Source organism: Paraburkholderia sp. GAS333 (genome assembly GCF_050435665.1).
Taxonomy (GTDB): Bacteria; Pseudomonadota; Gammaproteobacteria; order Burkholderiales; family Burkholderiaceae; genus Paraburkholderia; species Paraburkholderia fungorum_A.
Map to the genome: position 1 here is coordinate 1,683,600 of NZ_JBNDKS010000001.1, position 20,116 is coordinate 1,703,715.

General features: G+C 61.0%; 22 protein-coding genes and 2 tRNA genes. 11 read left to right on the forward strand and 13 right to left on the reverse strand.

The window, feature by feature from the left end; all coding sequences use genetic code 11:
- Positions 1 to 10: 10 nt before the first annotated feature.
- Positions 11 to 505 carry a peptidoglycan-binding protein LysM gene (gene lysM, locus ABH945_RS07485; RefSeq protein ID WP_429250164.1) on the forward strand — a complete coding sequence of 165 codons (495 nt, stop codon included), beginning with the start codon at positions 11 to 13 and terminating at the stop codon, positions 503 to 505.
- A gap of 134 nt (positions 506 to 639) precedes the next feature.
- On the opposite strand, the gene ABH945_RS07490 is transcribed toward lysM, so the two are convergent.
- The 6 genes from ABH945_RS07490 to ABH945_RS07515 form a co-directional block, all read right to left on the reverse strand.
- A complete protein-coding gene (locus ABH945_RS07490; protein ID WP_429250165.1) occupies positions 640 to 1,683 on the reverse strand; it encodes an asparaginase in 1,044 nt (347 codons plus the stop codon).
- Positions 1,684 to 1,815: 132 nt separating this feature from the next.
- Positions 1,816 to 2,742, reverse strand: a complete 927-nt coding sequence (locus tag ABH945_RS07495; protein ID WP_074763838.1) for a CysB family HTH-type transcriptional regulator — start codon at positions 2,740 to 2,742, stop codon at positions 1,816 to 1,818.
- A 107-nt stretch (positions 2,743 to 2,849) separates the two neighbouring features.
- Positions 2,850 to 3,908, reverse strand: coding sequence for a sulfate/molybdate ABC transporter ATP-binding protein (locus ABH945_RS07500; protein WP_074763837.1), 1,059 nt, complete (start codon positions 3,906 to 3,908; stop codon positions 2,850 to 2,852).
- Complete coding sequence (gene cysW / locus ABH945_RS07505) at positions 3,908 to 4,948, reverse strand: sulfate ABC transporter permease subunit CysW (RefSeq protein WP_429250166.1); 1,041 nt, start codon at positions 4,946 to 4,948, stop codon at positions 3,908 to 3,910. Before cysW ends, ABH945_RS07500 begins: the two co-directional genes overlap by 1 nt.
- Positions 4,945 to 5,847: a sulfate ABC transporter permease subunit CysT gene (gene cysT, locus ABH945_RS07510; protein WP_074763836.1), complete on the reverse strand. Its 903-nt coding sequence runs from the start codon at positions 5,845 to 5,847 to the stop codon at positions 4,945 to 4,947. The genes cysW and cysT overlap by 4 nt, the downstream gene beginning before the upstream one ends.
- A gap of 165 nt (positions 5,848 to 6,012) precedes the next feature.
- Positions 6,013 to 7,050 (reverse strand): sulfate ABC transporter substrate-binding protein, encoded by a 1,038-nt coding sequence (locus ABH945_RS07515; RefSeq protein ID WP_074763835.1) that lies wholly within the window; start codon positions 7,048 to 7,050, stop codon positions 6,013 to 6,015.
- A gap of 313 nt (positions 7,051 to 7,363) precedes the next feature.
- Here ABH945_RS07515 and lexA point away from each other — a divergent pair, with 313 nt between their 5' ends.
- The 3 genes from lexA to ABH945_RS07530 all read left to right on the forward strand — a co-directional run bounded on the left by lexA (position 7,364) and on the right by ABH945_RS07530 (position 9,343).
- Positions 7,364 to 8,014 carry a transcriptional repressor LexA gene (lexA, locus tag ABH945_RS07520; RefSeq protein ID WP_074763834.1) on the forward strand — a complete coding sequence of 217 codons (651 nt, stop codon included), beginning with the start codon at positions 7,364 to 7,366 and terminating at the stop codon, positions 8,012 to 8,014.
- Positions 8,015 to 8,111: 97 nt separating this feature from the next.
- Entirely contained in the window at positions 8,112 to 8,462 is a 351-nt protein-coding gene (locus ABH945_RS07525) for a hypothetical protein (RefSeq protein ID WP_429250378.1), read from the forward strand.
- Positions 8,463 to 8,710: 248 nt separating this feature from the next.
- Positions 8,711 to 9,343 carry a DUF2939 domain-containing protein gene (locus tag ABH945_RS07530; protein WP_429250167.1) on the forward strand — a complete coding sequence of 211 codons (633 nt, stop codon included), beginning with the start codon at positions 8,711 to 8,713 and terminating at the stop codon, positions 9,341 to 9,343.
- A 179-nt stretch (positions 9,344 to 9,522) separates the two neighbouring features.
- On the opposite strand, the gene ABH945_RS07535 is transcribed toward ABH945_RS07530, so the two are convergent.
- Complete coding sequence (locus ABH945_RS07535) at positions 9,523 to 9,990, reverse strand: universal stress protein (protein WP_074763831.1); 468 nt, start codon at positions 9,988 to 9,990, stop codon at positions 9,523 to 9,525.
- Positions 9,991 to 10,265: 275 nt separating this feature from the next.
- Here ABH945_RS07535 and nodI point away from each other — a divergent pair, with 275 nt between their 5' ends.
- Together nodI and ABH945_RS07545 are read left to right on the forward strand one after the other, a co-directional pair.
- Positions 10,266 to 11,180 carry a nodulation factor ABC transporter ATP-binding protein NodI gene (gene nodI, locus ABH945_RS07540; RefSeq protein WP_429250168.1) on the forward strand — a complete coding sequence of 305 codons (915 nt, stop codon included), beginning with the start codon at positions 10,266 to 10,268 and terminating at the stop codon, positions 11,178 to 11,180.
- A gap of 79 nt (positions 11,181 to 11,259) precedes the next feature.
- Positions 11,260 to 12,087: an ABC transporter permease gene (locus ABH945_RS07545; protein ID WP_429250169.1), complete on the forward strand. Its 828-nt coding sequence runs from the start codon at positions 11,260 to 11,262 to the stop codon at positions 12,085 to 12,087.
- A gap of 70 nt (positions 12,088 to 12,157) precedes the next feature.
- Here ABH945_RS07545 and ABH945_RS07550 read toward each other — a convergent pair whose 3' ends face one another.
- Together ABH945_RS07550 and ABH945_RS07555 are read right to left on the reverse strand one after the other, a co-directional pair.
- On the reverse strand, positions 12,158 to 12,580 hold the full coding sequence (locus ABH945_RS07550) for a hypothetical protein (RefSeq protein WP_074763828.1): 423 nt from the start codon (positions 12,578 to 12,580) through the stop codon (positions 12,158 to 12,160).
- 461 nt (positions 12,581 to 13,041) lie between these two features.
- Positions 13,042 to 14,094, reverse strand: a complete 1,053-nt coding sequence (locus tag ABH945_RS07555; protein ID WP_429250170.1) for an NADP(H)-dependent aldo-keto reductase — start codon at positions 14,092 to 14,094, stop codon at positions 13,042 to 13,044.
- Positions 14,095 to 14,295: 201 nt separating this feature from the next.
- Between ABH945_RS07555 and ABH945_RS07560 the strand changes: the two genes are divergently transcribed.
- Together ABH945_RS07560 and ABH945_RS07565 are read left to right on the forward strand one after the other, a co-directional pair.
- Positions 14,296 to 14,508 carry a DUF3820 family protein gene (locus ABH945_RS07560; RefSeq protein WP_074763826.1) on the forward strand — a complete coding sequence of 71 codons (213 nt, stop codon included), beginning with the start codon at positions 14,296 to 14,298 and terminating at the stop codon, positions 14,506 to 14,508.
- Positions 14,509 to 14,733: 225 nt separating this feature from the next.
- On the forward strand, positions 14,734 to 14,979 hold the full coding sequence (locus tag ABH945_RS07565) for a hypothetical protein (RefSeq protein WP_074763825.1): 246 nt from the start codon (positions 14,734 to 14,736) through the stop codon (positions 14,977 to 14,979).
- A gap of 40 nt (positions 14,980 to 15,019) precedes the next feature.
- Here ABH945_RS07565 and cysC read toward each other — a convergent pair whose 3' ends face one another.
- Both cysC and ABH945_RS07575 read right to left on the reverse strand, forming a co-directional pair.
- Positions 15,020 to 15,556 carry an adenylyl-sulfate kinase gene (gene cysC / locus ABH945_RS07570; protein WP_429250171.1) on the reverse strand — a complete coding sequence of 179 codons (537 nt, stop codon included), beginning with the start codon at positions 15,554 to 15,556 and terminating at the stop codon, positions 15,020 to 15,022.
- A complete protein-coding gene (locus tag ABH945_RS07575) occupies positions 15,553 to 17,151 on the reverse strand; it encodes a sulfotransferase (protein ID WP_429250172.1) in 1,599 nt (532 codons plus the stop codon). Before ABH945_RS07575 ends, cysC begins: the two co-directional genes overlap by 4 nt.
- Before the next feature lie 408 nt (positions 17,152 to 17,559).
- On the opposite strand from ABH945_RS07575, the gene ABH945_RS07580 reads away from it, so the two are divergent.
- Positions 17,560 to 17,910 carry a hypothetical protein gene (locus tag ABH945_RS07580; protein WP_429250173.1) on the forward strand — a complete coding sequence of 117 codons (351 nt, stop codon included), beginning with the start codon at positions 17,560 to 17,562 and terminating at the stop codon, positions 17,908 to 17,910.
- Between the two features lie 169 nt (positions 17,911 to 18,079).
- Here the strand turns inward: ABH945_RS07580 and ABH945_RS07585 are convergent.
- A tRNA-His gene (locus tag ABH945_RS07585) sits at positions 18,080 to 18,155 on the reverse strand.
- Positions 18,156 to 18,257: 102 nt separating this feature from the next.
- Positions 18,258 to 19,259 (reverse strand): tRNA dihydrouridine(20/20a) synthase DusA, encoded by a 1,002-nt coding sequence (gene dusA, locus ABH945_RS07590; RefSeq protein WP_074763822.1) that lies wholly within the window; start codon positions 19,257 to 19,259, stop codon positions 18,258 to 18,260.
- Between the two features lie 84 nt (positions 19,260 to 19,343).
- On the opposite strand from dusA, the gene ABH945_RS07595 reads away from it, so the two are divergent.
- Together ABH945_RS07595 and ABH945_RS07600 are read left to right on the forward strand one after the other, a co-directional pair.
- Positions 19,344 to 19,419, forward strand: a tRNA-His gene (locus ABH945_RS07595).
- Between the two features lie 383 nt (positions 19,420 to 19,802).
- Positions 19,803 to 20,069: a hypothetical protein gene (locus tag ABH945_RS07600; RefSeq protein ID WP_074763821.1), complete on the forward strand. Its 267-nt coding sequence runs from the start codon at positions 19,803 to 19,805 to the stop codon at positions 20,067 to 20,069.
- Positions 20,070 to 20,116 lie beyond the last annotated feature (47 nt).

A 20,116-nucleotide genomic window follows, 5' to 3' on the forward strand; every position in this document is an offset into this window, starting at 1 on the left:
AGTGTGATCGATGGGTATTCTCAGTTTTATCAAGGAAGCCGGCGAAAAACTGTTCAGCGCCGGTTCCGCGCCCGCTCAAGCCGCAGCCGCTCCCACCGCGCCCGACCTTGCCGCGCTCAATAAAACCGCTGGCGACGCCATCGCTACCTATATCCGCAGCCAGGGTCTGGACGCCACCAATCTGCAAGTCGCGTACGACGGCACGAGCCATGCAGTCACAGTATCGGGCGAAGCTGCCGATCAGCCGACCAAAGACAAGATCCTGGTCGCTGCCGGCAACGTGCAGAACGTCGACAAGGTCGACGATCAACTTACCGTCACCACGCCCGCCGCCGCGCCGACGCAGTTTCACACAGTCGTGGCCGGTGACAATCTGTGGAAGATCGCGGAAAAATACTATGGCAGCGGCGCAAAGAACGACGTGATTTTTCAGGCGAATACGCCGATGCTGAAAAGCCCGGACAAGATTTATCCGGGTCAGGTGCTGGTTATTCCGCCGGTGTGAGGTTTGACAGTTTAATGTCTTGCAGCAAGCATTAAAGTGCAGGGAGAAACAACAACGCGGCTTCGGGACTGATCATCCCGAAGCCGCGTTTTTTCATTGAGCGAACTTGTTGAAACGCTAATCGTCAATGCCGATCAATACGTGTCGAATGCCTTCTGCAACGCAACCGGTCCCGTGCCGCCTGCGGCCAGCGCCAGCATCAACAGCACGCGCGCCTTGAACGGATTCAGCGATCCCGCACTGATGAAGCCGAGCGCGTCGTCAGCGGCTGCGCCATTGCGCATCACATGCCCCGAACCCACCCGCGACGCGCGCACTACCGCCACGCCTTGCGACGCGGCATCGGCGAGCGCCTGCTGCATCGATACGTGAATCGAGCCGTTGCCCGTACCCGCGACGACGATACCGCGCACGCCCGCGGCAACCAGTGCATCCACGGCGATGCGCGACACGCCCGCGTAGCTCGCCACGACTTCCACGTGCGGCCAGGTCGTGCCGATCACGAATTCGGTCGCGAGCGTATGCGGCCGAACCACGCTGCGCTGGAATTCGACCCGGCCGTCCTGCACCCAACCGAGTGCACCGATTTCCGGCGACTGGAATGCATCCACCGCATACGTGCTCGTCTTGACCACGTCGCGTGCGCTGTGAATCTTGTTGTTGAACGCAACCAGCACGCCCTGCCCGCGCGAACCCGCGTGCGCCGCCACCGTCACCGCGTTCAGCAGATTCAGCGGACCATCGGCGGACAGCGCCGACGCCGGACGCATTGCCGCCGTCAGCACGACCGGCTTGGCCGATTTGATCGTCAGATGCAGCAGGTAGGCGGTTTCTTCGAGCGTGTCGGTGCCATGCGTGACGACCACGCCATCGATATCGTCAGAAGCCAGCAGTGTGTTGATGCGTTGCGCGAGCGTGGTCCACAGCGGCATCGCCATGTCTTTACTGTCGACGCTGGCAATCTGCTCGGGCGCGATTCGCGCCACCGTGGACAACGCCGGCACCACCGCCAGCAACTGATCGACGCCGACCACACCGGCCTGATAGCCGGACGTGTTGGTGGCGTCCGCGGCCGCCCCGGCAATCGTGCCGCCGGTTGCCAGCACGGCGATGCGCGGCAACGCTGAGGTCGCGCCGTCGCCCGAAGGCGTCGCGGAAGAAGAGGTCAAAGTATTCATGGCGGCGATTGTAAGCGATGCGCCGCCCGCCGCCCCGCGAGAAAAAACGGATGGCCGTTCGATTCGGAGCGGCTCGACATGCGTGCCAGACGTCGAACGCCTGGCACGCGCGCTATCGTGCGTAATCGTGCGTTAAACCGCTTCGCGCAATTGCGCGGCGATCTCCGCCTCTTTCAACTGCGGCGCAAACATCTCGATCAGCCGGTACGCGTACGCGCGCAGGAACGCGCCTTTGCGCAGGCCGATCCGCGTGGTGCTCGCTTCGAACAGATGCTGCGTGTCGAGCGCGACGAGTTCGGTGTCGCGCTTCGGATCGTAGGCCATGGCCGCGACCACACCGATCCCCATGCCGAGTTCGACGTACGTCTTGATCACGTCGGCATCGATCGCGGTCAGCACGACGTCGGGCAACGCGCCCGCTTTGGCGAACGCCTGGTCGATGTGCGAGCGGCCCGTGAAGTCCTGGTCGTACGTGACGATCGGGAATTCGGCGATCTCGTCGAGCGTCAGGTTTTCGCGGCCCACCAGCGGGTGTCCCTTCGGCACGACCACGATGTGATGCCACGAATAGCACGCGAACGTGACGATGTCCGGGAAACGGTCGAGCGCTTCAGTCGAGATGCCGATATCCGCTTCACCGTTGATGATCATCTGCGCGATCTGTTGCGGGCTGCCCTGGCGCAGCGCCAGATGCACCTTCGGGAACACCTCGGTGAACTGGCGGATCACCTTCGGCAGCGCGTAACGCGCCTGCGTGTGGGTGGTCGCCACGACGAGGTGACCGCTATCCTGATCGGCGAACTGACGCGCGACGCGGCGCAGATTTTCCGCGTCGAGCAGCATCCGCTCGATCAGTTGATGCACCGCCTTGCCCGGCTCGGTCAGGCCCGTCAGACGTTTGCCGCGTCGAATGAAAATGTCGACGCCGAGTTCGTCCTCCAGATCCTTGATCTGTTTCGACACGCCCGACTGCGACGTGTACAACACGTTCGCCACTTCGGTCAGATTCATGTTCTGACGCACGGCTTCGCGCACGAAGCGCAATTGCTGGAAATTCATCGTTGTCTCTCCGGTTCAGCCAGAGTTAAGTTATTTGAGTTCTTGGATTCGGCTAAAACGCCAGTTTCTGTTGCATTACCGTCTTTGTGCTTGCGCGATCGTCACGCTCACTGCGCAGGAAAAACGCGCAGCGCACGCGGCACTGCCGTCACGCCGTCGCCAACCGACAGTTGCAGTTCGCGCCACGATTCGCGGTCGAGTTCGGCTTCGAGCAGATTGCCTTCGCGGCCCGCGAGTTCAACCCGCACCGAGCCGCCGAGCGTGACCACGCGCCGCACATCGACGACGATGCCTTCGCGGTGCCCCGCTGCCTGCGGATACAACTGCAGGTCGTGCGGCCGCACATACGCGAATGCCGGGCCGCTGAAGCCGGCCGTGACCGACACCGGCAGCGCCGCGCCGTCGACGACGAAACCGCTTGCATCGACGTTGCCGTGCAGACGGTTCGCCGCGCCGAGAAACTCGTAGACGAACGAGGTTTGCGGATGGTCGTACACGTCCTGCGGACTACCCACCTGCTCCACATGCCCGCGATTCAGCACGACGATACGGTCGGCCACTTCGAGCGCTTCTTCCTGATCGTGCGTGACGAAAATCGTCGAGATATGCAGATCGTCATGCAGACGACGCAGCCAGCTACGCAATTCCTTGCGCACCTTTGCATCGAGCGCGCCGAACGGTTCGTCGAGCAGCAGTACCTTCGGCTCGACCGCCAGCGCGCGCGCCAGCGCAATCCGTTGCCGCTGACCGCCCGACAATTCCGACGGATAGCGCTGTGCCAGCCAGTCGAGTTGCACGAGCTTCAGCAGTTCATGCACCTTCTCTCGAATCACCGCTTCCGACGGACGCTCCTTGCGCGGCTTCACACGCAGTCCGAACGCGACGTTCTCGAACACCGTCATATGACGGAACAGCGCGTAATGCTGGAACACGAAGCCCACTTCACGCTCACGCGCGCCGACCGTCGCGACGTCCTGCCCTTGCAGCACGACCTGGCCGCCGTCCGCGTATTCGAGACCGGCGATCACGCGCAACAACGTGGTCTTGCCACAACCCGACGGCCCGAGCAGCGCAACCAGTTCACCCGGCGGAAAGTCGAGTGAGACATTATCGAGCGCGACGAAATCGCCGAAGCGCTTTTGCAGGTTACGAACGGTGATACCCATTACAGCTCTCCTTGCTTAAGCGGGTGTTGCTGCGGTGCATGCGTGGTGTTGATAGAGGCGGAAGCGCGCGGCGACGTTTGCGCGGCCTGCGCGATCGGACCTGCGTACGCGGGCACGTCGCGCGCGTCCGACAGTTCCGCCGACATATGACGCTCGGCCAGCAGCTTCAGGCCGAGCGTCACGAGTGCGAGCAGAGCCAGCACCGACGCCACGGCGAACGCCGCCGAGAAGTTGTATTCGTTGTAGAGAATTTCGACGTGCAGCGGCATCGTGTCGGTCTGTCCGCGAATGTGGCCGGACACCACCGAGACCGCGCCGAACTCGCCCATTGCGCGCGCGTTACACAGAATCACGCCGTACAGCAGGCCCCATTTGATATTGGGCAGCGTGACGCGGCGGAAAATCTGCCAGCCCGACGCGCCGAGCACATGCGCGGCTTCTTCTTCGTCGTTGCCTTGCGCCTGCATCAGCGGAATCAGTTCGCGTGCGACGAACGGGAACGTGACGAAGATCGTCGCGAGCACGATGCCCGGCACCGCGAAGATGATCTGCACGTTGTGGTCTTCGAGCCACGGGCCGAACCAGCCTTGCGCGCCGAACATCAACACGTAGATCAAGCCCGAGATAACCGGCGACACCGAGAACGGCAGATCGATCAGCGTCGTGAGCAGCGCCTTGCCGCGGAACTCGAACTTGGCGATACACCACGACGCCACCAGACCGAACACGAGGTTCAGCGGCACCGCAATCGCGGCGGTGATCACGGTCAGCTTGATCGCGGACAGCGCGTCCGGATCGGCGAGCGATTCGAAATAGAAGCCGATGCCTTTGCTGAACGCCTGATAGAACACGGAAACCAGCGGCACGACGAGGAACAGCGCGAGGAACAGCAGCGCGATGCCAATCAGAATCCAGCGCACGACAGGACGCTCGGTGACGGGATCGGGCCGGCGCGCGACGTTCAGCGGCGCACGCGGCGCTACGGCGGCTGCGCTTGCGTCATGCGCGCCCTGCGCTTCATTCACGGAACGGCGGCTCATTGCACACCTCCGCCGATTGCCGCGACACTCGGCACGCTCGAACCCGGCGCCGGCCCCGCGCTACCGCGCTTCGTCCGACGCTGCAAAAACCATTGCAACGTGTTGATCAGCAACAGCATCAGGAACGACACCACCAGCATCACCACGGCCAGCGCGGTCGCGCCCGCGTAGTCGTACTGCTCGAGCTTCGTGATGATCAGCAGCGATGTGATTTCCGACTTCATCGGCACATTGCCGGCAATGAAAATTACCGAGCCGTATTCGCCGAGCGCACGCGCGAACGCGAGCGCGAAACCCGTCAACAAAGCCGGGAAAACGGCGGGCAACACCACCCGGCGAAACGTCAGCCAGCGCGTCGCGCCCAGGCACGCGGCGGCCTCTTCCTGTTCGCGCTCGAACTCTTCGAGCACCGGCTGCACCGTACGAACGACGAACGGCAAGCCGATGAAGGTCAGCGCAACCAGCACGCCCGCGGGCGTAAACGCAATCTTGATGCCGAGCGGTTCGAGAAACTGCCCGATCCAGCCGTTGCCCGAATAGACCGCCGCCAGCGAAATACCGGCCACGGAAGTAGGCAGCGCGAACGGCAGATCGACCACGGCATCGACAATGCGCTTGAACGGGAAGGTGTAACGCACCAGCACCCACGCGACCAGAAAGCCGAACACGGCGTTGATCAGCGCGCCGCCGAGCGCGGAAAAAAACGTCAGCCGGTACGACGCGAGCACGCGTGGCGAAGTAACCGCGCGCACGAACTGGCTCCAGTCGAGCGTGGCGGTTTTCAGGAAGGTCGCCGCAAGCGGAATCAGCACCACGAGGCTCAGATAAGCCACCGTGATGCCGAGAGTCAGGCCAAAGCCGGGCAACGCGCTCGGCTTCCGGAAGGTGAACGTCGTCATGCTGGATACTCTTTCAGGTTGATGCTTGTGTTTTCGAACACTGGCTTCGCTCGACGCTTGCGGCCACCGTACGCCGGTTAGCCAAAAGCGCGCCCACTGGGCGCGCTCGGAAGTGGCGCGTTGCCGCGCCGCTTTTTGCCTCTGCCTCGACAGGCATCGGCGGAATTACTGAGGCTGGTAGATCGAATCGAACACGCCGCCATCGGCAAAGTGCGTTTTCTGCGCATTGGTCCAGCCGCCGAACGAATCGTCCACCGTGTACAGCTTCAGCTTCGGAAACTTGGCGGTCAGCTCGGCCGGCACCTTGTTCGAACGAGGACGGTAGAAGTTCTTCGCCGCGATCTCCTGACCTTCCTCGCTATACAGGAAGTTCAGATAAGCCTCGGCGAGCTTGCGCGTGCCGTGCCTGTCGACCACCTTGTCCACCACTGCCACCGGCGGCTCGGCCAGAATACTGACCGACGGCACGACGATTTCAAACTTGTCCGGACCGAATTCCTTCAACGACAGGAACGCTTCGTTTTCCCACGCGATCAGCACGTCGCCGATACCGCGCTGCACGAAGCTGGTGGTCGCGCCACGCGCGCCCGAATCCAGCACGCCGGCATTCTTGTAGAGCTTGCCGACGAATTCCTTCGCCTTCTGGTCGTTGCCGCCCGGCTGATGTTCGGCATACGCCCATGCTGCGAGGTAGTTCCAGCGCGCGCCGCCCGAGGTCTTCGGATTCGGCGTGACGATCGACACACCCGGCTTGATCAGATCGTCCCAGTCCTTGATGTGCTTCGGGTTGCCCTTACGCACCAGGAACACGATGGTCGACGTGTACGGCGACGCGTTGTCCGGCAGGCGCTTCTGCCAGCCCTTGTCGACGATGCCCTTGTTGGCGAGCGCATCGATGTCATAAGCCAGCGCAAGCGTGACGACGTCGGCCTGCAGGCCGTCGAGCACCGAGCGAGCCTGCGCACCCGAGCCGCCGTGCGACTGCTTGAAGGTGATGGTCTCGCCGGTCTTCGCCTTCCATTCCTTGCCGAATGCCTGATTGACGTCCTGATACAGCTCGCGCGTCGGATCGTAGGAAACGTTCAGCAGCGTCGTGTCGGCATGCGCCTGCGTGATTCCGCCGACGACGCTCGCCGCGCCGAACGCAAGCGCCGCGATCAGTTGCTTCGTTTTACCCGCCAGTCCCGTGTTCCGATGGTTCATGCCAACTTTCTCCGCGTGTGGTCCGCTGAAAACAGCGTGTGATGTTGTTTTGCGTCGCGGTCACGTGCACATGAGCGCCAACTCGGAGGCCAGTCTATCGAAGGGCTTTCATCATTAAAAATAATGTTTATTCATTCTTTAATACGTAAAAGTGGTAACGACAGCGGGATAAGGCGTTGCGGCACGAAAACGGGTGTTTCAGCGTCCTATGTCGACGCTGGAGCGGCCCCGTTCGTGACGAACTTAAAGTAAAGCTTGAAATGCGCCGAATACTGTATAAAAATACAGCTACCTGTTCATACATACAGTGGCCATGACAAAACTCACCGCACGACAGCAGCAGGTTTTCGATCTGATCCGCCGGGCGATCGAACGCTCCGGTTTTCCGCCCACCCGCGCGGAAATCGCCGCCGAGCTGGGCTTCAGCTCAGCCAATTCGGCAGAAGAGCATCTGCGCGCGCTTGCTCGCAAGGGCGTGATCGAACTCGCGGCCGGCGCATCGCGCGGCATCCGCCTGTTGCCCGGTCCGGACGACGCACCGCATCAGTTCACCCTGCCGCATCCGAGCATCATGCAGCTGTCGCTGCCGCTCATCGGCCGCGTGGCTGCCGGTAGTCCGATCCTCGCGCAGGAACATATTTCGCAGCATTTCGCATGCGACCCGGCGCTGTTCTCGAGCAAGCCCGACTACCTGCTGAAGGTGCGCGGGCTGTCCATGCGCGACGCAGGCATCTTCGACGGCGACCTGCTTGCGGTGCAAAAGAAGAGCGAGGCCAAAGACGGCCAGATCATCATCGCGCGACTCGGCGACGACGTTACGGTCAAGCGCCTGAAGCGCCGACCGAACGGCCTCGAGCTGATCGCGGAAAACCCCGATTACGAAAACATCTTCGTCGAGACCGGCAGTGCGGAATTCGCGCTGGAAGGAATCGCCGTTGGGTTGATTCGTCCTGGCGAGTTCTAAGCGCCCGCGCTTAGTTCGTGCACGCGTCACCGTTGTTTCGCTTGCGCCGGTTCGCCTAACCAACGCTGCATCATTGCTGCATCGCCTGGAGAGACTCATGGAACGCCTTGCCCGCCTGCTGCCTTTTCGCCAGTTCGGTCGTCTGCGCCATCTGCGCAAGCTTGTGCCTTGCTCAAGTTCGTCATTTGAGGCGCCGGTGGCGAGCACTCCATCGCTGTTCGACTCATCGGAAAGCGCATCCAGCTTGCCCTCGTCGTTGCCGGCTTTTGCTCGCGTGTCGTTGAATTCAAGCCTGAATATGACGGAGCCTGCACGGCGCGCGCCGGTGCGTGTTTATCACGGGCCGTCGCGGCTCATCATGGTCGGCACGGTCGACGCGGTATGCCGGATGATCGATCACTGCATTGCAGAAGAAGCGAATGTTCATGGTGTGGTGTTCGAGGGGTAAGCGGAGCGCGTGCGGGTTTTCCGTGCGAACCGTGAACCAGCCTTGAGTTAGCAAGCGGCTTTGTAAGACGGCTGTCTTACGCAGTTATGCATGTGATTGCGCCACGCGATCACACCGCACATCGCACATAACCAGCCAATTGCTGCATGTGCTTTTCGGGGCTGCCACTCAGATATTTGCATAGAATGGGATTGTTCTTGCGGGGCAGTGGTCCACATTGACATCCAACCTGATCGGAGTTCCATTCGATGACAGTTCCCACACGCATGAAGGGCAGCGAGGGTAGCGCAACCCGCCCGCTGATCATCACGTTGATCGTGATCGTGGTGATCGCCGCGCTGGGATTCGCCTACGCATCACCGTATATCGCGCTGAGAAACCTCAAACGTGCAGCCGATGCGCGTGACGCGCAAACCGTCAATCAATACGTCGATTTTCCCGCTCTACGCGACAGCCTGAAGCAGCAGATAACGGGCATGCTGACACGTCGGCTGGACGCCGATGCCGACAGCAAAATGGCCACCATCGGCGCAATGATCGGCGTCACGTTGATCGGACCGCTGGTGGATTCCTATGCGACACCGGACGGCGTCGCGGCATTGCTGAATGGCATGCCGCCGCGTGGCAATCCGGGCGAGCGGCCACCCGCGCCGCCTGATGCCAGCAATGCACCCGCAGCAGATGCGGCAACCTCCGCTCCGACTGGAGACACAGCCAGCGCTACGCAACCGCCAGCGCGGGAGACTACGGCAGGTTATCGCGGCATCAACGAGTTTGTCGTGACTTACCGACGTGGCGAAGGTGACGCAAATTATTCGGCAATTTTTCAGCGCGAAGGTTTGTTCACCTGGAAGCTCACGGCGATCAATCTGAACGAGTGATCCGCTGGCCTGAAACTCACGCCAGCCTCCGTTTTATTGTCAGGGACGTGCGCGGTTAGCGCATGTCGACGCCATCAACCGCGTCGACATGCTTCAACGTTGCACGGAACATCGCAGCCGCATCAGACGGTTTCGCCTTTTATCAAAGCGAAACCGTCACGCCGCCCCTTTCCCAGACATCAAGCCGCAGCGGCTTGCTGCTGCTCCTGCGCGGACGAGCAGGCCACCAGAATGCTGCACGAAACCCGGTCGAGCAGCGGCGTATTACCTGCGCCCATCCACCATCTGGACAAGCCCGTCCGGCAGCGGTGCCCCACCACCACAAGGTCGACATTCAACTCATTGGCGAGATTCGCGATTTCGTCAATGGGATGGCCGAACGCGAAATGCCCCTGCGCGCTGACGCCGCGCTCCGTGAGCCAGTTCACCCCTTCCTGAAGAATATCGCGAGCGGTCTTTTCGAAACTGCCGCAGGCCACGTCGGTGAGCAGGCCGGCGCTCTGCGCAATGCTCGATCGCATATCCACGACCGACAGCAAATGCGTTTCCGCCTTCAGATCCAACGCCAGATCGGCGCCGCAGCGCAGTGCCTTGCGGCCTTCTCGCGAGCCGTCGTAGCACAACAGGATTTTCTGGTAGCTCGCCATGATTTTCTCCCCTCGCGCGGAACGCACGGTGTGAATGAATCATGGTGCGCCGCAATTCAGGTTGCAAGGGATGGAAAACGCTAACTAGCGGTCAATTCCGCCTAAAGGTCTGCGGGAGGCAGGTTGGCGCACCATCACGGGGATTCGCGGCGCAATTGCGGCACCGCAATCCGCAGTATCAGACCCATTGTCTACGCCGAACTTCCGTCCGCCGATGCCCTAGAATAAGCGGCTTCCCCGGCCATTCGCGTTCTTCCCGGAGCATCGACCGATTTATGTCTGAAGCCGCCATCGAGTTTCACCAGGTCAAGAAAAGCTACGGCGAAAAAACCGTCGTCGACGGTCTGTCGTTCCACGTCAACGCGGGCGAATGTTTCGGCCTGCTCGGCCCCAACGGTGCGGGCAAGACCACCACGTTGCGCATGCTGCTCGGCATCGCGTCACCCGACTCGGGCGCGATCCATCTGTGCGGCGAGCCGATTCCCGGCCGCGCGCGAGTGGCGCGGGCGCGCGTCGGCGTGGTGCCGCAGTTCGACAATCTCGACCCCGATTTCACGGTGCGTGAGAACCTGCTGGTGTTCGGCCGCTACTTCGGCCTGAGCGCCGCGCAATGCCGCGCGGTCGTACCGTCGCTACTCGAATTCGCGCGGCTCGAAAGCAAGGCGGACGCACGCGTGAGTGAACTGTCGGGCGGCATGAAACGGCGGCTTACGCTGGCGCGGGCGCTCGTCAACGATCCCGACGTGTTGATCATGGACGAGCCGACCACCGGTCTCGATCCGCAGGCTCGGCATCTGATCTGGGAACGGCTGCGCTCGTTGCTGGCGCGCGGCAAGACCATTCTGCTCACCACCCACTTCATGGAAGAAGCCGAGCGCCTGTGTCATCGGCTATGCGTGATCGAAGAAGGCCGCAAGATCGCCGAAGGTGCGCCGCGTGAATTGATTGCCAACGAGATCGGCTGTGATGTGATCGAGATTTTCGGTCCCGATCCGCTTGCATTGCGCGACGAACTCGCGCCGCTGGTCGAGCGCACCGAGATCAGCGGAGAAACGCTGTTCTGTTACGTGAACGATGCTCAGCCGGTGCATGCGCGGCTCAAGCAGCGCGCTGACCTACGCTATCTGCATCGGCCAGCCAATCTGGAAGACGTGTTTTTGCGGCTTACGGGGCGCGAAATGCAGGATTGAGATGCACCAATCGCGACTTGGAACCCACATCGGCCGCGATCCGCTAAAGCTATAACGACACAGCACGAGACACCGAGCAATGGACGCACGCATCTACGAACCACCGGGCGATACGCCGTCGAAACAGGAATCCTTCGCGGCCTTCCCTGCCAATGCAGTGAACTGGATCGCGGTATGGCGCCGCAACTATCTTGTGTGGAAAAAGCTCGCGCTTGCGTCGATGTTCGGCAACCTCGCAGACCCGATGATCTATCTGTTCGGCCTCGGTTTCGGGCTTGGCCTGATGGTCGGGCACGTCGACGGCGTGTCGTACATCTCGTTCCTGGCGGCGGGCACGGTGGCGTCGAGCGTGATGATGTCGGCGAGTTTCGAGTCGATGTATTCGGGCTTTTCGCGGATGCACGTGCAGCGCACGTGGGAGGCGATCATGCATACGCCCCTCACGCTCGGCGACATCGTGCTCGGCGAGGTCGTGTGGGCGGGCAGCAAGTCGATGCTGTCCGGCGCGGCGATCATGCTGGTCGCAGGCTCGCTCGGCTACGCGAATTTTCCGTCGATGCTGCTGGCTTTGCCGGTTATCGTGTTGACCGGTCTCGCGTTTGCGTCGGTCGCGATGGTGGTGACGGCACTCGCGCCGTCCTACGACTTCTTTATGTTTTATCAGACGCTGGTATTGACGCCGATGCTGTTGCTTTCCGGCGTGATCTTTCCGTCTTCACAGTTGCCCGCCGCCGCGCAGATCGCGACCAGCGTGTTGCCGCTGGCGCACGCGGTCGATCTGATCCGGCCCGCGATGCTCGGGCGGCCGGTCGACAACGCGGTTTTGCATCTGGCCGTGCTGGCCGCTTATGCTGTCGGCGGGTTCATCGTTTCCGCGATTCTGTTCCGTCGCAGGATGATGAAATAGGCTTGAATCGCCGCGAGCCGCAGGCATCGAAATGCGTCGCCTGCGGCAGGTTCACGATGATCGAACGGGATCAGTCCTCGTCGTCCGTCCACGGAATATCGACGTCGGAAATAAATGCGACCGTCGCGAACGGGCCGCCGTCCTGACGACCGATCTTGCCGTCGGCGCGCTGCCATTCAACCCGGAACACCGTGCCTGGATCGTCGGAAATCAGGCGTACCGTGCGAACCTCGTCCGGATCGGAATCTTCGACAGGACCGTCGAGCGAAATCTGCAATTCTTGCGGCCACAGGCCATCGGCGGGATCGTAAATCTTGTCGCCATCGGGAATCAGCGTGAAGGCTTCCACGCCGATGGTCGCCGACGCATCCACGATCATCTTGCCCAACGCGCGCAGCAGCGCGGTGGCGCGTGCCGAGTTCGCCTGACGGATTGCAAGATCCCCGCGCGTCAGCGCCTGCTCAAGTTTTGGGTTTGTTTTTTGTTGCGCCATTCGATGTCCTGAGTCCTATCGCTCTGTTGTGCACGTCACGCGGCGTAGACTGCGCCGCGCTCCATTTTTCGGGCTGAATCCTACCACTGGTGTGCGTTGCAGCATGGCCAGCCGCTCAGGCCGCCTCGCCAGGCCGACCGTCCACCACAGTGTAGGTCGTGATTCGCGTTCCAGCAGGGACATTTGCGCCGTGCGGAGTGACGGCATCGGCACGAGGGTGTCGTGGCTGATTGCGTGTTGGCGGCGTGCGAGACTGGTGCGCGGCGATACATCGAGCGCGATGGGAGCAGGCTTGCGCCTCTACATTTATTTGATGTTCGGCTGCTGGGCGATCAGCCCGCGCGTGTTGTGCGCGCCGAAAAAAGGTCGAGAACCCGAAGAGAAAGCAAGACTGAAACAGCAACATCGAAAGCAACCCGCCCCGGCACCACGCCGGGGCGGCAATCCAGAACACTAACGCATCAAGGTGCCGGATTCGGCTGCAACTCGTGCAGCTTGTCGATTTCCGCGAGCACGTCCGCCGACAGCTTCACGTCCGCGCTGACAATGTTTTCCTTCAGCTGGTCGAGCGATGTCGCGCCGATCAGATTGCTCGTCACGAACGGACGGCTATTGACGAACGCGAGCGCGAATTGCGCGGGCGACATGCCGTGACGCTTCGCCAGTTCCACGTAACGGGTAGTCGCCTCGATGGCTTGCGGCTTGCTGTAACGGGCAAAGCGCTCGAACAGCGAGATGCGCGCACCGGCCGGCCGCGCGCCGCCTTCGTACTTGCCCGACAGCCAGCCGAACGCCAGCGGCGAATACGCGAGCAAACCGATATTGTCACGATGCGCGTACTCGGACAGACCCACTTCGTACGTGCGGTTCAGCAGGCTATACGGGTTCTGAATGCTGACGATACGCGGCAAGCCCAGCTTTTCGGCTGCGCGCAGAAACTGCGCGACGCCCCACGGCGTTTCGTTCGACACCCCGATGTGACGCACCTTGCCCGCCTTGACGAACTCGGCGAGCACCGACAACGTTTCTTCGATCGGCACCGTATAAGCGTCGTCGACCCACGGATACGACGGACGGCCGAACGTCATCGTGCTGCGATCCGGCCAGTGCAGTTGATACAGATCGACGTAATCCGTTTGCAGACGCTTGAGGCTGTCGTTGAGCGCCTCTTCGAGATTCTTGCGGTCGAACTGGTTGCCTTCGCCGCGAATATGGCGCGGATTGTGCGGCTGACGCGCCGGGCCCGCGATCTTGGTGGCAAGCACGATTTTTTCGCGCGCGCTGCGATGCTGCGCGAGCCACGTGCCGATGTAACGCTCGGTCGAACCCTGCGTCTCGGCGCGCGGGGGCACCGGGTACATTTCTGCGGTATCGATCAGGTTGACACCGTGATCGAGCGCGTAATCGATCTGCGCGTGCGCTTCCTGTTCGCTGTTCTGCTCGCCCCAAGTCATGGTGCCGAGACCGATCAGGCTAACCTGCACATCGGAGTCGCCAAGTCTGCGGTATTCCATCTAATCGTCCTGTTGAATGTGTGAACTGGAAACGCTGAAGTTACCACGCCCGCGCCATGCCTGCAGCGACGCTAGAATGCCGGAACGATGAAGTTCGCTTCGGCTCGCTTTCCATCGGACCACGGTTCAGCCTTGTATCGAAACCTCGCCCGCTATGTCGCGCTCAACTGCTTTGCGTCGCCCTTCTCGCCCTCACCTGCCATGAATCCCGAACATCTCGAACTGCTGGTCACACGCGAAATGCCCTACGGCAAATACAAGGGTCGCGTGATTGCGGACCTGCCCGGCCACTATCTGAACTGGTTCGCGAGCCAGGGCTTTCCGCCCGGCGAAATTGGCCGGCTACTCGCGTTGATGCAGGAGATCGATCACAACGGTTTGAAGCCGCTGCTCGAACCTTTGCGCAAGCGTTGATCTTACTGAAACGCGAATAAAATACCGCAAAATGAAAGCCTGCCGAAGCGCAACGAAGCCACTTGAAAGTTGCAGCGAAGGCCACGTGCAAGCAATGTAGGCTTGTACAAATTCATACAGACTTTTTCTTGCGCGACACGCGTGAGTGGACTTAAATCGGCATAGGCCGTTGCGCAACGAAACACTCACCGCGCAACCGTTCGTCAGTCATCTTGCCGCTGGTCCATGCCCGCTTTTAACCTGCCCGCCCTGCTCGAATTTATCGGTCACGACCTGTCGCCCGTGCGCGCGGTCATCGCGTTTTTCCTGATCGGTTATCTGGTTGTGGGGCTACCCGTGCATTTCCGCCAGGGTGCAGCGTCGCGCGATATCTGGGGCACTGCCGCCGGTGTGACGATGGCCGCGATTTATGCGGCGTTTATCGTCGGCGTGTACCCTGCGTTGCATCATTCGGCTGTGTTGATGCATTGATCGGCGACGTTTCGCGTTATGCCGCTCGCGCGCCCGGAAGTCATTGCAAACGCTCCATCCGCATCAATTGGTCAAGCAACCGGTCCACCGCCTGGTCGACCGACACATGAGCGGTGTCGATCACGACATCCGGCGCGACTGGCACATCGAACACTCCTGAAATACCGGTGAAAAGCGGAATCTCGCCGCGCCTCGCGCGTGCGTAAAGCCCTTTGACATCGCGCGCTTCGCACACTTGCAGAGGCGCATTCACGAACACCTCGACGAAACCGTTACCGACGATTTCACGTGCCGTGCGTCGATGCAGATGCTCCGGCGAAATCACCGCGGCAATCGCAACGAAACCCTGCTGCATGAAAAGCGCCGCGACGTGCGCGACGCGGCGCAGGTTCTCGCTGCGATCTTCGGTGGAAAAACCGAGGTCGGCGTTCAGCCCGCGTCGCAGTACGTCGCCGTCGAGCACGATCGACGCGCATCCCCGTTCCGTGAGACGCCGGTGCAGCGCGTCGGCCAGCGTCGACTTGCCCGCGCCGGACAAGCCCGTCATCCAGATAACAGCACCACGCGGCCCGCTCATGATGTTTGCCCCGCGCTTACGGCCGCCTGCCGATCCGTGACGGCAGAATCCCTTCGGACAATGTCGTCAGCCGACGCCAGCTCCGCACCCAAGCCGTCGAACAGCGGCTCAAGCAACTCGGCCCGCGGCTGCCAGCGCCGCACCGAAGTCTTGTAGATCGGCTGACGCACCTGAGCCGAGCTGGCGGTATTCACCTGCCTGGTTGTCTGATGGAACGCGAGGCAGCGCTCATCCCAGTCGAGTCCGCAATGCGCGAGCATCCGCCGCACATTGCCTTCAAAATCCTCGACCAGATTTTCGTATTTCACTTCGATCATCACGCCCTCGGGCAGCACGCTGTGCCAGTACGACATCAACCTATCATACGCACGATAGTAGCGGCCGAGTTCGCCGAGGTCATAACCGAACGGCACGTCGTGGAAGATCCGCGAAAAAATCGACAGACAGGTTTGCAACGGCGACCTGCTGCTATGGATAAAGCGCGCGTTCGGCAGCGCCAGGTGAATCAGCCCGACGTTGATGAAATTGAACGGATATTTGTCGGTGAAGCGCGTGTAGCGAGGTGTATCGCCGCTGCTTTCGCGTTGCATGTCGGGCAGCGCCCGCTGCATGAGACGCAGATAGTCGCCGCCTAGCGTACGCAATTGCGCGGCGCCGACTCCCTGCATCGACTCGATGCCGATCCTCAACGGATCGTCAACCGGACGACAGATGCTCTTCACCAGCGCCTCGCCGAATTCGGTACGCTCGCCCGCGCCGAACACCTGCGGGTGGCTCGCCAGAATCTGCTCGATCAGCGTCGAACCGGAGCGCGGCATGCCGATGATAAAAACCGGCGCGGCCGACGAATCGCCCAGACCGCGCGCGGCGGCGAGCACGTCCGCGTTCATCATGGCCGGCATATGGGCGAACAGGCCTAGCGAATCCGCTTCGTTATAGCGCACGCCGGCGCGATGCAGTGCGTTGCCTTTCAGTTGATGATCGAACGAATCGTCATTGCGGCCCACGTCCGCGAGCGCCTGGCCATAGGCGAAGTGAGCTTCGGCCTGATCGGCGACGCTCAGCGAGGCGCTATCGGCAATCAGTTGCCGCAGCGACTCGAACACGGGATCGTCGACCGTGAGACGCTTGGTCTGCACGAAATTGCGGTAATACAGCGGCACCCGTGGCGCGCCGGTTATCGCGCGGCGATACGCTTCGTGCGCTTCGTCGAAACGGCCGAGCGCTTGCAGGCAGTTGCCCATGTTGTTGCTCGAACCGTCCGCGCGCGGATTGTGACGCACCGCCTCGCGATATGCGTCGATTGCTTCTTCAAGTCGATGCGTGAGTTCGAGCGCCCAACCGAGCCCGTGATGCAGATCCGCGTTGTCTGGATTGCGCGCGATCGCCTCGCGATACTGGTCGGCCGCTTCGGCATGGCGGCTTAGCGCGGTGAGTGTGGTGGCGAGCCGCTCGTAGTGGACTGCATCGGCGGGATCGAGCGTGCGGGCTGTGTCGAAACAGTGCAGCGCGGCATCGAGTTCATTGCGTGCAACGTGTGCGTCACCTTCGCTGCGCCATTCGGATGCGGTAGCCGGCTGTGGATCTTTCGTCATTGACGGCTGGTGGTTTGCAGGCGTCGCGTGAAGCGGTCCTGAATGTGGCGGGGGCGATCTTTTCGTCCGGCCTCAGCGCGCCTGAATGCACCTGGGTGCAACATAAGGGGCACCGATATTCTTCGCGACGTACAACACGCGTATCGAGCCGGATTCAAAGCCAATTGTCTGACCGGAAGTTAGCAGCGCCGCCCTACAGTTCCTTTTCGAATATTTAACTAACTGTTACAGCAGGCTGATTTGGTAAGAGACCGGAAGACTGGCGCGATGCCTCGCTGTCATGGCGCTCGATTCGCGCGGATGAATCCGCGACGTGGATTGGCGCGTACCAGTAGTAGTGCGCGGACACAAATGCCGCTGAACTCCATCGCAGGCGATTTTTCTGACTCTTACGTGAAGGAGAAAATCGTGAGCAGGCTCATTGCATCAATCGCGTTGTTGACGGCGGCGGCCGTACTCACCGGATGCGCGGTCGCACCAGGTTATGACTATGCGTACGGGCAGCCGTATCCTTATTACCCCGGTTATGGCTACGGCTATCCGTATGGGCCGGTGTATGGCGCGGTGGGTATTTACGGCGGCTGGGGTGGCGGCTGCTGTTACTACCATGGCGGCCATGGTTACTGGCATGGCCGGGGCGGCGGCCACGGTGGATGGCACGGTGGATGGCACGGCGGCGGATACGGAGGATATGGCGGCTCGCACGGCGGCAGTTCGTGGAGCAGCGGTGGCAGTCATGGCGGCGGCCATGGACATTGATTCGTCGGCGGCGAAGAGTGCGCGTGAGGTGCACGAACCTGATTAGCTGACGAATTGCAGGTGCGCATTGAAGCTCATTGAAATCGCACAAAGAACCCGCGCCAAAACAAAAACGGCGTTGTGATTTCTCACAACGCCGTTTGCAAAACTCTTTACTGCTCGAATTCTTTGGGGTGGCTGATGGGGCTCGAACCCACGACAACAGGAATCACAATCCTGGACTCTACCAACTGAGCTACAGCCACCACTGACATCTGCTTAACTTGCTTGCCTCTCGTTGCCAAGAAACTCTGCAAGTCAGTGAAGAAACGAGATTATGCCAACTAGAAATCCGTTTGCCTAGCCCTTTATTCAAAAATTTCGACCGGCTCGCGCAGATGCTGTCTTGCTTCGTCGAAAATGGTCAGATCGCGCGCAGCAAGGCGCTTGCTATCGGACAACACGCGACGCCATCCACGAGCACCCGCTTCCCCGCGATACAAACCCAGCGCGTGACGCGTGATGGCACCAAGATACGTGCCGCGCGCCATTTCTGCCGCGCAATATTCGATCAGCTTCGCTTCGACCTGCTCGCGGGTCAGCGGCGTTTCCGTCGAACCGTAAAAGCGCGCGTCGACGTCGGCCAGCACATAGGGATTGTGATAAGCCTCACGCCCGAGCATCACACCGTCGACATGTTGAAGATGGGTTTCAACTTCATCGAGCGTCTTGATGCCGCCATTGATGATGATCTCCAACTCCGGAAATTCGCGCTTCAACTGATACGCGTATTCGTATTTCAGCGGCGGAATCTCGCGATTCTCCTTCGGGCTCAAACCCTTGAGAATTGCATTGCGCGCGTGGACGATGAACACGTTGCAGCCAGCATCCGCGACCGTGCCGACGAAATCGCGCACGAAGCCGTATTCTTCAACCGCGTCGACGCCGATACGGTGCTTGACGGTGACCGGCACCGAGACAACATCGCGCATCGCCTTGACGCAATCGGCGACGAGCTGCGGCTCGTTCATCAGACACGCGCCGAATGCGCCGCGCTGCACGCGCTCCGACGGACAACCACAGTTGAGATTGATCTCGTCATAGCCCCACTGCTCGCCAAGTTTCGCCGATCGCGCGAGATCGGCCGGTTCGCTGCCGCCGAGTTGCAACGCGACCGGCGCTTCGTCGGGCGTAAACGCGAGATGACGCGGGACGTCGCCATGCAGCAGCGCGCCAGTCGTCACCATTTCCGTGTAAAGCCAGGTATGGCGAGAGATAACGCGATGCAGCGAACGGCAGTGACGATCGGTCCAGTCCATCATGGGCGCAACGGAGACGCGGCGCGGGCTGGGAGTGTGCGATGAAGACATGGAGGGCGGACTGCAAAATTCAAAACACAGATTTTACCGCATTGTGTACAATGCCCGGCTGCTGAAGGTTGGCAGATGTCAGTGGTGGCTGTAGCTCAGTTGGTAGAGTCCAGGATTGTGATTCCTGTTGTCGTGGGTTCGAGCCCCATCAGCCACCCCAAAGAATTCGAGCAGTAAAGAGTTTTGCAAACGGCGTTGTGAGAAATCACAACGCCGTTTTTGTTTTGGCCAAGCGGTTGGAATCATCGCCCGCAGTGGCTCCCAGCAGTCGATTTCGCCACTTCCAGCGCTCCGATACCCTCTCCGGCAGTCAGGTCTTTCCCGTCAAAAACGCTTGGTCTACGGGGTCGGACCACGGCTCAGCCTTGTCGTCTCTACGTCTGACGGATTATTTCAGGATGGAGAACAGTAAATTCGTATTATCGGCACAAAGTTTCGATAGTAGGGGTATACACTGCCTTCCATCGACGTTGCAGACAAAACCTTCCAGGCCCTGCGACGCCTTCCTGACACATGAAGTCGAAACGTTATCGGAGTCTTACCATGAAGACCAAGTTCATCGCCGCCCTGCTGGTTGCTGTTTCCGCCTCGATCGCTGCTCCCGCATTCGCTAGCGGCTACGGCCCGGCACCGTTCTACCGTCCTGCGGTTGGCGCACCGGCTTCGCAACAAGGCCAGAATTCGCAAACCGTTGCTGCTGAACGCGCTAACGCTGAATCGAATGCATACGGCGGCGTGAACAACGTGTCGTCGCAATCGGGTACGCGTGCTCCGGCTTCGGGCCCGCAATCGGTTTTCTTCGGCCACTAAGCACTCGTAGCCGATCCCGCCGCCTGTCAGTTCAGGGCGGTGGATCA